At 37.6% G+C, this 13,560-nt stretch carries 12 protein-coding genes; 11 read left to right on the top strand and 1 reads right to left on the bottom strand.

The window, feature by feature from the left end; translation table 11 throughout:
• The first annotated feature begins 8 nt into the window (after positions 1-8).
• The 8 genes from prpB to DWA31_RS13130 all read left to right on the top strand — a co-directional run bounded on the left by prpB (position 9) and on the right by DWA31_RS13130 (position 8,657).
• Positions 9-899 carry a methylisocitrate lyase gene (gene prpB / locus DWA31_RS13165; RefSeq protein WP_114327038.1) on the top strand — a complete coding sequence of 297 codons (891 nt, stop codon included), beginning with the start codon at positions 9-11 and terminating at the stop codon, positions 897-899.
• 44 nt (positions 900-943) lie between these two features.
• Positions 944-2,068, top strand: coding sequence for a bifunctional 2-methylcitrate synthase/citrate synthase (gene prpC / locus DWA31_RS13160; protein WP_114327037.1), 1,125 nt, complete (start codon positions 944-946; stop codon positions 2,066-2,068).
• 79 nt (positions 2,069-2,147) lie between these two features.
• Positions 2,148-4,751 carry a Fe/S-dependent 2-methylisocitrate dehydratase AcnD gene (gene acnD, locus DWA31_RS13155; protein ID WP_114327036.1) on the top strand — a complete coding sequence of 868 codons (2,604 nt, stop codon included), beginning with the start codon at positions 2,148-2,150 and terminating at the stop codon, positions 4,749-4,751.
• 198 nt (positions 4,752-4,949) lie between these two features.
• The gene (gene prpF / locus DWA31_RS13150) at positions 4,950-6,140 is read left to right on the top strand and encodes a 2-methylaconitate cis-trans isomerase PrpF (protein ID WP_114327035.1); all 1,191 of its coding nucleotides are present in this window, start codon (positions 4,950-4,952) and stop codon (positions 6,138-6,140) included.
• A gap of 115 nt (positions 6,141-6,255) precedes the next feature.
• Positions 6,256-6,933, top strand: coding sequence for a DUF2057 family protein (locus DWA31_RS13145; protein WP_114327034.1), 678 nt, complete (start codon positions 6,256-6,258; stop codon positions 6,931-6,933).
• A gap of 24 nt (positions 6,934-6,957) precedes the next feature.
• A complete protein-coding gene (locus DWA31_RS13140; protein WP_114327033.1) occupies positions 6,958-7,773 on the top strand; it encodes an SIMPL domain-containing protein in 816 nt (271 codons plus the stop codon).
• Between the two features lie 105 nt (positions 7,774-7,878).
• Positions 7,879-8,250 carry a GAF domain-containing protein gene (locus DWA31_RS13135; RefSeq protein ID WP_425451891.1) on the top strand — a complete coding sequence of 124 codons (372 nt, stop codon included), beginning with the start codon at positions 7,879-7,881 and terminating at the stop codon, positions 8,248-8,250.
• Between the two features lie 116 nt (positions 8,251-8,366).
• Positions 8,367-8,657: a hypothetical protein gene (locus DWA31_RS13130; protein WP_114327032.1), complete on the top strand. Its 291-nt coding sequence runs from the start codon at positions 8,367-8,369 to the stop codon at positions 8,655-8,657.
• Here DWA31_RS13130 and DWA31_RS17565 read toward each other — a convergent pair.
• Positions 8,577-8,861: a hypothetical protein gene (locus tag DWA31_RS17565; RefSeq protein WP_114327031.1), complete on the bottom strand. Its 285-nt coding sequence runs from the start codon at positions 8,859-8,861 to the stop codon at positions 8,577-8,579. The two genes, DWA31_RS13130 and DWA31_RS17565, sit on opposite strands and share 81 nt — an antisense overlap.
• A gap of 101 nt (positions 8,862-8,962) precedes the next feature.
• Here DWA31_RS17565 and proQ point away from each other — a divergent pair, with 101 nt between their 5' ends.
• From proQ to nhaC, 3 genes are all read left to right on the top strand, one after another.
• Positions 8,963-9,637, top strand: a complete 675-nt coding sequence (proQ, locus tag DWA31_RS13120) for an RNA chaperone ProQ (protein WP_114327030.1) — start codon at positions 8,963-8,965, stop codon at positions 9,635-9,637.
• Between the two features lie 52 nt (positions 9,638-9,689).
• Entirely contained in the window at positions 9,690-11,792 is a 2,103-nt protein-coding gene (prc, locus tag DWA31_RS13115; RefSeq protein ID WP_114327029.1) for a carboxy terminal-processing peptidase, read from the top strand.
• Between the two features lie 276 nt (positions 11,793-12,068).
• A complete protein-coding gene (nhaC, locus tag DWA31_RS13110) occupies positions 12,069-13,532 on the top strand; it encodes a Na+/H+ antiporter NhaC (protein WP_114327028.1) in 1,464 nt (487 codons plus the stop codon).
• Positions 13,533-13,560: the final 28 nt, after the last annotated feature.

Raw genomic sequence — 13,560 nt, 5'->3', positions numbered from 1 at the left:
AATATACCATGACTAGTCAATTATCTGCAGGTGCAAAATTTCGCCAAGCGCTAGAAAATAACAAACCACTACAAGTTGTCGGCACTATCAATGCCTACAGCGCTATGATGGCTGAGCAAATAGGTCATCAAGCCATCTATTTATCAGGTGGTGGTGTTGCTAATGCCTCATACGGTCTACCAGATCTTGGAATGACGTCATTGAATGATGTTATTGCAGATGTGCAACGTATTACGGCAGCATCTAGTTTACCTTTACTTGTTGATATTGATACAGGTTGGGGCGGAGCGTTCAATATTGCTAAAACCATCCGTGATATGGAAAAAGCAGGTGCTGCAGCAGTTCATATTGAAGATCAAGTAGCACAAAAACGTTGTGGTCATCGTCCAAATAAAGAAATCGTTTCAACTGAAGAAATGGCTGACCGTATTCGCGCTGCTGTAGATGCTCGTATTGACCCTGATTTTTTCATTATGGCTCGTACTGATGCTTTTGCTCAAGAAGGTATTGAAGCTGCACTTGAACGTGCTAAAGCATACGTTGCCGCCGGTGCCGATGGTATTTTTGCAGAAGCTGTGAAAACGGAAGAACATTACCGTGCATTTACCGAAGCATTAGATGTTCCTGTATTGGCTAACATTACTGAATTTGGTCAAACTGAACTTTGGAATAAAGAGCAGTTAGGTGAATGGGGCTGTGCAATGGTGCTTTATCCTTTATCTGCTTTTAGAGCGATGAATAAAGCGGCTGAATTAGTGTACAGAACTCTTCTAGCTGATGGCGATCAAAAAGCGGTTGTCGATACGATGCAAACTCGTATGGATTTATATGACTATCTTGGATATCACGATTATGAGCAAAAATTAGATTCATTATTTGCTGATGGCAAAAATAAATAATCTAACGTTAAAAAATATAAATATTGAAAAGTGAGAAAATAATTATGTCAGAAAAAAAAATTGGTGGTGCAGGTTTACGTGGACAAAGCGCTGGTGAAACGGCTATTTGTACCGTGGGTAAATCGGGTAGTGGTTTAACTTATTGTGGTTATGATGTTTCTGATTTAGCTGATAATGCAACCTTCGAAGAAGTGGCTTATTTATTATTCAACGGTGAACTACCAACAGTAGGTGAGTTAGCTGAATATAAAGCTGAGCTGCTAGCGATGCGTGATATTCCACAAGCTTTAAAAGAAGTATTAAAACTTATTCCTAAAGATGCACATCCTATGGATGTAATGCGTACAGGTTGTTCTTTTTTAGGTAACGTTGAACCAGAAGTTGACTTCTCTGAGCAAAATAAAGCTGCTAACCGTTTATTGTCGGCGTTTCCTGCAATCATGTGTTATTGGTATAAGTTTTCACATGATGGTGTTGAAATTGACTGTAAAAGTGATGAAGCATCACTTGGAGGTCACTTCTTACGTCTTCTTAATGGAGAAAGCCCATCTGCGCAGCATGAACGTGTAATGGATGTATCATTAATTTTATATGCTGAGCATGAGTTTAACGCGTCAACATTTACAGCGCGTGTTTGTGCATCAACATTATCAGATATGTTTTCATGTATCACAGGTGCCATTGGTACTTTACGTGGCCCACTTCACGGTGGTGCTAATGAAGCTGCTATGGATATGATTGAGAAATTCTCATCTCCAGAAGATGCCAAAGTACAAATGGCAGGCATGCTTGAGCGCAAAGATAAAATCATGGGTTTTGGTCATGCCGTTTACCGTACCTCAGATCCACGTAATGTCATTATCAAAGCTTGGTCTGAAAAGTTAGCGGCTGAAAATGGAGATACATCACTATACGATATCTCTGTTGCTTGTGAAGAATTTATGTGGGATACAAAAAAATTATTTTGTAATGCAGATTTTTTCCATGCATCTACTTATAACTATATGGGTATTCCAACCAAATTATTTACGCCTATCTTTGTTTGTTCACGTTTAACTGGTTGGGCTGCACATGTCATGGAGCAGCGCTCTAATAACCGTATTATCCGTCCATCTGCCGATTATATTGGCAGTGAACCAAGAACAGTTACGCCTATCTCACAACGATAATACAGATTAGAATATTGAGTAATGAGTTGCTATACGCGACTTGTCACTCAATATTCGTTCCTTCAATTGGACTTTTATTATGAATTACGATTACCGCAAGCCTTTGCCCAATGCAAATATTGACTATTTTGATACCCGATCAGCAATTGAAGACATAAGCCCAGGTGCTTATGCCAAATTACCTTACACTTCACGTGTTTTAGCGGAACAATTAGTACGTCGTTGTGACCCTGAAATGCTAACTGATTCGTTAAAGCAAATCATTGAAAGCAAACAAGACTTAGATTTCCCTTGGTATCCTGCTCGTGTTGTTTGTCATGATATTTTAGGTCAAACAGCTTTAGTTGATTTAGCCGGTCTTCGTGACGCTATCGCTGATCAAGGTGGTGACCCAGCTAAAGTTAATCCCGTTGTTCCTACACAGCTTATTGTTGACCATTCGCTAGCAGTAGAAGCGCCTGGTTTTGATCCTGAAGCGTTTGATAAAAACCGCTCGATTGAAGACCGTCGCAATGAACAGCGTTTTCACTTTATTGAATGGACTAAAACGGCGTTTAAAAACGTTGATGTTATTCCTGCCGGCAACGGTATTATGCACCAAATCAATTTAGAGAAAATGTCACCAGTTATTCAAGCACGTGATGGTGTCGCTTTCCCTGACACTTGTGTTGGTACTGATTCTCATACGCCACATATTGATGCATTAGGTGTTATCGCTATTGGTGTAGGCGGCCTAGAAGCTGAAACTGTAATGCTGGGACGTCCATCCATGATGCGTCTGCCTGACATTATTGGTGTTAAGTTAACCGGTAAACGTCATCCAGGTATTACCGCTACCGATATGGTATTAGCGATCACTGAGTTTTTACGTAATCAGAAAGTAGTCTCTAGCTACTTAGAATTCTTCGGTGAAGGCACTAAAAGTCTAACCATTGGTGACCGTGCAACTATCTCAAATATGACACCAGAGTATGGTGCGTCTGCAGGTATGTTCTATATTGATGAACAAACCATTGATTACTTGAAAATTACCGGTCGTGAACCAGAGCAAGTAGCATTAGTTGAAACTTACGCGAAACACACAGGTCTTTGGGCTGATGATTTAGTTGAAGCAGAATATCCTCGTGTTATTGAGTTTGATTTATCAACAGTTACTCGTAACTTAGCGGGTCCTTCTAATCCACATCGTCGTTTAGCGACAGCTGATTTAGCCTCAAAGGACATTGCTAAAAATTTAGATGCGTGTAAAGCACAAGAAGCGAATGGCGAAATGCCAGATGGCGCGGTAATTATTGCTGCTATTACGTCATGTACTAACACCTCTAATCCACGTAACGTTGTTGCAGCTGGTCTTGTGGCTAAACGCGCAAATGAGTTAGGTTTAGTACGTAAGCCTTGGGTTAAATCGTCATTTGCTCCGGGTTCAAAAGTTGCCAAACTTTATTTAGAAGAAGCAGGCCTTCTTTCTGAAATGGAAAAATTAGGTTTCGGTATTGTCGGTTATGCATGTACAACGTGTAATGGGATGTCGGGTGCGTTAGATCCTAAAATCCAACAAGAAATTATCGACCGCGATTTATACTCAACTGCTGTATTATCAGGTAACCGTAACTTTGATGGCCGTATTCATCCACACGCAAAGCAAGCATTCTTAGCGTCACCGCCATTAGTTGTTGCTTATGCTATTGCAGGTACGATGCGTTTTGATATTGAACAAGATATTTTAGGGCAAGATCAAAACGGAAACGATATTACGCTCAAAGACATCTGGCCATCAGATGAAGAAATCGATGCAATTGTTGCTTCATGTGTAAAACCTGAGCAATTCAAGAAAATTTACACGCCAATGTTCGATTTAGGTGCGTTTGAACCTGCTGAAAGCCCGTTATACGACTGGGATCCTAAGAGTACTTATATCCGTCGTCCTCCTTATTGGGAAGGTGCCTTAGCTGGTGTTCGTACCATGAAGGGCATGCGTCCTTTAGCGGTATTAGGTGATAACATCACAACCGATCATTTATCACCATCGAATGCTATTCAGTTAAATAGTGCATCTGGTGCTTACCTTGAAAAAATGGGTTTACCAGTAGAAGACTTTAATTCATACGCAACCCATCGTGGCGATCATGAAACTACCCAACGAGCAACGTTCGCTAACCCGAAATTGTTTAATGAAATGTGTCGTGACGAAAATGGCGAAGTTAAACAAGGTTCACTAGCACGTATAGAGCCTGAAGGAACTGAGTCTCGCATGTGGGAAGCTATCGAAACTTACATGGATCGCAAACAGCCATTAATCATCATCGCTGGTGCTGATTACGGTCAAGGTTCATCACGTGACTGGGCAGCAAAAGGTGTTCGTTTAGCCGGTGTTGAAGTTATCGTTTCACAAGGTTTTGAACGTATTCACCGTACTAACTTAGTCGGCATGGGCGTTCTACCGCTTGAGTTTACTAATGGTGAAACACGTCACACTTACAATATTGATGGTAGCGAAACTTATGATGTCGTTGGTGCTACATCACCAGGCGCAGCTATGACTGTTGTGATGACTCGTAAAAATGGTGACGTTGTAGAAATTCCAGTTAAGTGTCGTTTAGATACAGCGGAAGAAGTTTCTGTTTACGATGGCGGCGGGGTATTACAAAAATTTGCCACCGATTTCTTAAAGTCTAATGTCTAAACGTTTATTTCTAATGATAGCTGCGTTGGCTGTACTCACTTTGGGGCTAATATTAGTTACCAATCTCCGTGCAGTCGCCTTGCTCTCAATATAAATAATTCGTCTAGACATCAAACTTGATTGATTTAATTTTAAAGTGGCACATTGTTCTAAAAGATAATGTGCCATTTTTGTAAGAAAAAATAAAAGGAGAGAGCAATGGCTTTCGTACCTCAAGTAAAAATTCCAGCAACGTACATTCGTGGTGGTACATCTAAAGGTGTATTTTTTAATTTAACCGATTTGCCAGAACGTTGTCAGGTTCCCGGTGAATCTCGCGACAATATGTTATTGCGCGTAATTGGTAGTCCTGATCCATATGGTAAACAAACCGATGGTATGGGCGGAGCAACGTCAAGTACCAGTAAAACAGTAATCTTAGCTAAATCAGAACAAGCCGATCATGATGTTGATTATCTTTTTGGACAAGTAGCTATTGATAAAGCGTTTGTTGATTGGAGTGGTAACTGCGGCAATCTTACCGCTGCGGTAGGCTCTTTTGCTATTAGTTCTGGTTTAGTTAGTGCCGATAGAATACCTGAAAACGGTATTTGCGAAGTGCGAATTTGGCAAAAAAATATCAGCAAAACAATTATTGCTCATGTACCAATTACTCAAGGTGAAGTACAAGAAACGGGTGATTTTGAACTTGACGGGGTAACTTTTCCTGCGGCTGAAGTGCAAGTTGATTTTGTTGCACCCGTGGATCCAAGCGAAGCGATGTTCCCTACAGGCAATTTAGTTGATGATCTTGTTGTGCCTGATATTGGCACGTTTAAAGCAACTATGATAACAGCAGGTATTCCAACCATCTTCTTAAATGCCGACGAAATAGGGTATACAGGTACCGAACTTCAAGAGGCAATTAATGGTGATGAAAAAGCATTAACACGCTTTGAAACAATTCGTGCTTATGGCGCTATGAAAATGGGCTTAATTAGTGATATTTCTGAAGCTGCTTCTCGTCAACATACCCCTAAAGTAGCGTTTGTTGCACCAGCGCAAGCTTATACATCTTCAAGCGGTAAAAACATTGCTGCTACTGATATTGATTTACATGTGCGTGCTCTCTCTATGGGTAAGTTACACCATGCCATGATGGGAACTGCTGCTGTTGCTATAGGTACTGCTGCAGCTATTCCTGGCACACTGGTTGCCCTTGCTGCAAATTTGGCCGCAGACTCAGGTGAGGGAAGTTCAGTAACTTTCGGTCATCCATCAGGTACACTAAAAGTTGGCGCACAAGCTGAGTGTATTGATGGCAACTGGACGGTGAAAAAAGTGAGTATGAGTCGTAGTGCTAGAGTGCTGATGGAAGGCTGGGTGAAAATTCCTGGTGATTGTTTTTAACGGTTAGATTTTCAACTTGAGAAAAGAAATATTAGTACTTTAGGCTATATTTTACCTACTTTTGATTATTTTACTTTGATTTACAGCCTAGTCAGTTTATAAAGAGACTATTCTAATGAACATATTTTTAAGGATTTTTATTTTGGCTAGGTTTTTTAATATACCAACTCTGACTGCACTATTCATTTGTGGCTCACTAAGCACTATTTCCATGCAGGTTTTTGCTGTAACCGTTAATGTGTCTGATAATTTAGTCGTCAGTGAAGTAAATGATAAAACTGTAGATAATGGATTTTTAGATAATAAATCTTCTTTCGAACTTAACCAAGGTAATAATGCGTTAATAGTACGATATAAAGACGTTTTTGAAGACCTAGAGTTTGCTGAAGAGAGAAGGGTTGAATCACAAGAATTTGTTGTTAAATTTACTATTACTGACCAGAGTCAGCTTAAACTAAGCACTATTACAATAAAGGATTTAGCGGCTGCTGAAAACTTTAAAAAGTCACCGGAATTGAGACTAACAGATGGTCATGATAATCAACTTAATTTAACATTAGAAAAAGTCTCTGATTATAAATTAGCTAAGCAAGTTGATATAGCTGTTAGTGCACTCGCTACAAAGCAAACTATTCAAACGAAAAGTGCTCCATCAACAGCCCCAATTGTCATGTCAGAAAAACAAGCAAGTACCTTGATACAAGTTAACTCTTTAGCGATGTTAAAGTACTGGTGGCAAAATGCTTCTAATGATGAAAAACAACGTTTTAAGCAATTTACTAAGGAAAATTAATAAATAAATTTTTAGGAGTTATCTATGACTAAGTTTTTAATGTCTTATTTTATTAGTACATTAGCTATTATCACATTGATTTTAAGTGGTAGTAGTATGGCTTATAATGGTGAAACTCCTAATATAGAAGTTAAGGGACAAGCAAGTGTTTTAGCTGTACCGGATCGTTTTTCATTATCGATATCGATTGTTGAGCGTGGTCGACACACTGATAAAATAAGAGCGGTTGTTGATCATAAAAGTAACCAAGTAGTGCAAGTCGCAAAAAGTCTTGGCATTAAAAATCACGAGATCAACTCTGCTAGGGTTACTTTAAGAGTAGTCGAAGAAAAACCGTCAATTACAGTTGAAGGTGTAGAAGTTAGTCAAAGAGTAGGGAATAGTTCCTTTCCAAATAATCAACACAGTAAAGTATATGTTGGGGCTAACGCTGTTAATAATCAAAATAATATTAAACCAAAATATTTTGAGTTAAGACGAACTATTAGCATAAACTTTTCAAGTATTAAAGATTATGACCAATTTCTAAATAATATTATTAAATTAGGTGTTAGTCATATTTCCCCTTTAGCTATGTCAGTCGAAGATACGGAAAAGCATTATCAACAAGCGCTAGTTCAAGCAATCAATAATGCCAAGAAGAAAGCGATTCAAATAGCAAGTCACTCAAACGTTGCTTTAGGTAAATTACTCTATGTTAAAGAGCTCAGTAGCAATTATTATCGACCTCGCATGAGTTCAGCAATGATGTCTGCTGAAGTAACCCCTAATCATAACTCTCAAGTTGGTAATCAAGTCATTAACGCTAGTGTATTGGTTAAATTTTCTATTCAAGAGTAAGTAAAGGGCAAAAATAGATACTTTGTCTAGATAAAAGCTTTAATTTAAACAGCTTTCAAGGTATGTTATGCGTTTTTAGCAAACATCTTTTCATGGCTTTTATAATTGACAAAAAAAATTGAGTTTTATCGAGATTTATTAGCGCAAACTAAAGTACTAATATCAGATAAAACATACCCTATTACCAATATGGAAAACATCTCGGCTTTGCTCTTTAATGTTTTAGTACAGGTAAATAGGGTTGGTTTTTATCGAGTAATAGACAAAGAACTTGTTCTTGGTCCTTTTCAAGGTAATGTCGTTTGTATTCGTATACCTCTTGGTGCTGGCGCTGGCGTTTGCGGCACTGCAGCTCAAACAATAACAACTCAACGTATTGATGATGTTCATCAATTTGATGGGCATATTGCTTGTGATGCCTCTAGTAACTCAGAAATTGTTATTCCTGTTCAACTTAAGGGTGATACAATAGCTTGATAGTACGGCTTTTGAACGTTTTAACCAAATTGTTTAAACAGGCTTAGAATTGATTGTACAAATGTTTGAGAAAAGTTTAACTGCCAGGAAGCAATATTTAAAAAGAGTCAGTTAATATGAAAGAATTTGTTGTAATACATGATTATTTAGTCTCCGAAGCTGTTGTCGGTGATTGGGATGGTCAAGAAGAAGTTGTCGCTGAGATTGTGAATGAAATTTACCATACTCTGTATGACTTAGCGGAAGAAGATATAGAAACTGAAATATTAGAGCAGTTATTAGCTTTAATTTGGGATACCTGGATTGGGCAAGAAGTATTACCTGATTTAGAATCTGCAGATATTTATGAGTGGTGTAAACACGTTCTTGATAATCGAGAGCAACACCTTCAACGAGAAGATTATTAATTTAGGGCCTGTTGATCTTTTGATATTGTTTTTGCAGCTATTTGTTGGGTGTTTATACAAGGCAGAGCCTTTGTCATGTGGTTGTTCCACATAAAAAGGCGATAACGCCGTAAAAACGACCAACAAACGCTGTCCGAAGGATTCGGCTAAAAGTGTTTTACTCTTTGTTGAGTAGTATTTGCTTAGAGTGACTAGGCTACACACTACTCGCCGCGATTAAAACGCTTTTATCTCGAACAAAATTTAACAGCGAAATATCAACAGCCCCTAACCTATTTAACTAAAACTGTATAAAAGTTGTATTTATGGAAACTGAAATTAAACGAATAAGCACTAAAGACATTATTACCTACTTAACCGAGAAGTTTCCTGAATGCTTTTCAGTTAAAGGCCAAGTAAAGCCATTAAAAGTGGGGATCTTTCAAGATTTATCCGAAAAACTTAGCGATGATGAAACGGTTAGTAAAACCCGTTTGCGTCAAGCATTAAGACATTACACCAGCAGTTGGCGTTATCTTAAAGCAATCAAAGTAGGTACATTCCGTGTTGATATAGACGGTAAAGATGTTGCTAAGATTGATGAAGAGCAAGCTAACTATGCTAGTAAAACGTTAAAAGAAAGCCAAGAAAAATTTGGTAACAATTCTTCTGCGAATAAAAAAGTACCTGATAATGGAACAAAGAAGCCTTATAAAGGCTCTAAGTCTAAAGACAGTGCTAGCAAGACCTCTACAGAAATAAAAGTTGATCCGGCTAAGTATAAATCAGTCAAATCAACCAAAGGTAAAGCAGTAAAAAAAGAGTTACCGCCATTGAAACCTGTAGAATCAGCTACAATAACTGTAGGATGTAAGGTTAAAGTTCAGTTAGGTAATTCACCTATGAATGCAACCATTACTGAAATTTCAGGTAAAGACATTAGTGTTCAGTTAGACTCAGGCATGATTATAAAAACACAAATGAAGAACATATATTCATAAATTTACCTGTTAAAACTCAGTTGTGTTAAGAAAACAGTTTGGAGAAGTATGTATGCAAAAACTTTGTCGTATAGCACTTGCCGTTTCAATATCGGTAAGTTTCTCAATAGGTAGTATAAGTGCTTTAGCATTTATTGATGAAAGTAAAGATCTAGAACTGCCTATTTTAGCACCGGAAAGTCAGCATGCTACGGCAAGTAAGCGTATAACCGCTAGGTTTACTCGTGGTCACTATAAAAAAGTTAAAATTAGTGATGCATTATCCGAAGAAGTTTTTGAACGATTTATTAAACAGTTAGATTATTCTCGACATGTTTTTTTAGCCAAAGATATCACTAGTTTTGAAAAATATAGTGTAGATTTTGATGATGCTTTTGCCCGTGGTAGACTCGATTTTGCTTACGATATTTATAATTTAAATATGCAGCGTCGTTTAGAGCGTTATGAATATGCGCTTAGTTTATTAGGAACTGAAGATTCTTCTGATCAAAGAGCCCAACAATCACCATTTATTTATACCCAAGATGAAGTTTATTCTTATGATCGTGAAGATGCTGCTTGGGCAGAGTCTGTCGCTGAATTAAATGAATTATGGCGTATAAAAGTAAAGTCTGACGCCTTAAATTTAACGTTAACAGGTAAAGAATGGCCTAAAATTAAAGAAGTACTAATAAAGCGTTATAAATACGCAATTAAGCGTTTAAAGCAAAGTGAAAGCGAAGATGTTTTTCAATTAGTAATGAACAGCTTTGCTCGTGTAGTGGAACCTCATACCTCTTACTTATCTCCTCGTAATGCAGAGCGTTTTCAAATGGAGATGAATTTATCGCTTGAAGGTATTGGTGCGGTATTACGTGCAGAAGAAGATTATACGGTCATTCAAAGTGTCATTAGTGGTGGACCGGCTGATCAATCGAAACAATTAAAGGCAAAAGATCGTATTGTCGGTGTTGCTCAAGGTGAAAAAGATTTTGAAGATATTATCGGTTGGCGATTAGATGATGTTGTTGATAAAATTAAAGGCCCTAAAGGAACAACAGTTAGACTACAGGTAATCTCAGGAAAGTCTGAAGATATCTCAAATGTTAAAATAGTCACCATCGTTCGAGATAAAATTAAATTAGAAAACAAAGCTGCTAAGTCTGAAGTATATTTTGAAGGTGTCGGTATAGATGATGGCTCTGATGAAAGAAATAGCCAAGGTAAAAAATTGGGGATAATTACCATTCCAAGTTTTTATAATAATTTATCTCGAGATGTAAAAAAAGAAATAGCAAAGCTAAAAGAACAAGAAGTGCAGGGAATTATTATCGATCTGCGTAGTAATGGTGGAGGCTCGTTACCTGAAGCCACACTATTAACGGGTTTGTTTATCGATAAAGGCCCTGTAGTACAAATTAGAAATGGTGCCAATCGAGTTGATGTTCTCCGTGATAAAGATGGCATTAGTTATTATGATGGCCCTTTAACGGTTATGGTTGATAGATACAGCGCTTCAGCATCAGAAATTTTTGCTGCAGCGATACAAGATTATGGACGAGGTGTCATTGTTGGTGAGCATACTTTTGGCAAAGGTACTGTGCAACAACATAGAGGTTTGGGTAGAGTATATGATTTATACGAGAACCCATTAGGTAGTATTCAGTATACTATCGCTAAGTTTTATCGTATTAACGGCGGCAGCACTCAACATAGAGGTGTATTACCTGATATTTCCTTTCCTTCTGGTATAGACCCTAAAGATTGGGGTGAAAGTAAAGAGGAAAATGCATTACCTTGGGATCAGATAGATAAAGCGCAATACACTAAGCTTAATGATATTAAAACTGATGTTAGTTATTTAACTTCGCTATACCAACAACGTATTAAAGGTAACAGTGAATTTAATTATTTACTCACTGATATTGAAAAGTATAAAGCTGAAAAAGACGATAAAACTATTTCTCTTAACCTAGAAACACGCAAAGCTAAACGGGAAGCGCGTAAGGAAAAACAACTTATTCGTGCTAATGAACGTCTTGTCGATATGGGTAAAGAGAGAATAATCTCGCTTGATGATTTACCTGATGAATTAGATGAATTAGATCCATTTTTAGATGAAACAGCACGTATTACTTTTGATTTAATTAGTTTAGGTAAGATAGCTAAAAAATAATAAAAATTGTGTGAGAAAGCCGCCTATAGGGCGGCTTTCTTGTATCTTAACTACAGTGTTTTTATTTATATAAACTCATAAATATGCAAAGTAACATAAAATAACATGCCTATGCACATAACTCAGGATGTAACTGCATACGTCATCTTCGAAGTATCTGATCGAAGATCTATTACGCTTAATACACTAGATCCCCGATTAAGAAATCACGGGGATGACGATCCTGAGCCATCTACATAGGCATGTAAAATAATAATAAAAGGTTAATTTAAAATTATGTCAAAGCAACCACTTGAGCAAACTAACTCTAAAGAACCGAGCATGTTAGATGCTTTTATTCCCGTTATATCTTTAGTCGCATTATTAGCTATAGCGGTAGTCTACTTTGGTAATGACTCATCATATGGACCTAATCAAATAGCATTGTTAATTGCTATGGGTATTGCGGTGATTATCGGCATTAAAAATGGTAATAAGTGGCATGATATTGAGAAAGCTATTATAAGTGGTATTTCTTTATCACTTGGCGCAGTGCTTATTTTACTCGCGGTTGGATCGCTTATTGGTACTTGGTTGTTATCGGGTACAGTGCCCACGATGATTTATTATGGTTTACAAATACTCGATCCCAGTTGGTTCTATGCTGCAGCCTGTATTATTTGTAGCATTGTTGCCTTAAGCATTGGTAGCTCTTGGACCACGGCAGCAACGATTGGTGTGGCATTAATTGGCATTGCGCAAGGATTATCATTAGATCCAGCAATTACCGCAGGTGCTGTCATTTCTGGTGCGTATTTTGGTGATAAAATATCACCGCTATCTGAAACCACCAATTTAGCGCCAGCTATAGCAGGAAGTGAATTATTCTCTCATATACGTTATATGTTTTGGACAACAGTACCTTCTATTTCAACTGCTATTATTTTATTTTTAATTTTAGGTTTTAGTGAAGAAACCACAGCATCAACGACGTCTATTATAGATTTGAGTAATCAACTAGAACAGCAATTTAATATTAGTCTATTGAATTTAATACCATTAGTCGTATTATTATTTTTAGCAATAAAAAAAGTACCTGCATTTCCTGCTGTTGCTATTGGCGCGTTAATGGGAGGTTTATGGGCGGTTTTCTTTCAACAGGAGTTGATTTTACGATTAGCCAATGAGAATACAGGCGTTCTAACCGCTAATATAAAAGTAGTGTGGACAGCTTTTTTTGATGGTGTCAGTATTGCTACAGGAAATGCAGAATTAGACAAGTTATTAAGTGGTGGTGGTATGTCGAAAATGCTCAACACAATTTGGTTAATTATGTGTGCTTTAAGCTTTGGCTCTGTATTAGAATATTTGGGTATGTTACGTAAATTTGTTAGTGCGATTCTTGCAACGGCAAAATCTACCGGCAGTTTAATTGCAAGTACTGTAGCAACATGTATAGGTACAAACTTAATTACCGCTGATCAATATATGGCTATTGTGATGCCTGGACGCATGTATAAAGAGGAATATCAACGACGTGGATTACATCCTCTCGTACTAAGCCGTACACTAGAAGATTCAGGAACAATAACGTCACCACTTATTCCGTGGAACACTTGTGGCGCATATATGTATAGCGTGTTATTAGTGAACCCGCTTGATTATATATTTTATAGTTTCTTTAACTTAATTAACCCAGTATTAGCCGTTGTTTATGGCTTTATTGGCTTTAAGATTAAAAAATTAGCAACGACAACTTAATTTTATTTTAGCCTGCATCGCAGGCTAT

Origin of the sequence: Candidatus Colwellia aromaticivorans (assembly GCF_003333305.1) — a bacterium.
In the GTDB taxonomy this organism is placed as follows: Bacteria; Pseudomonadota; Gammaproteobacteria; order Enterobacterales; family Alteromonadaceae; genus Colwellia; species Colwellia aromaticivorans.
Note: the sequence above shows the minus strand (reverse complement) of the source record. Positions and strands in the feature narration are given on the sequence as shown.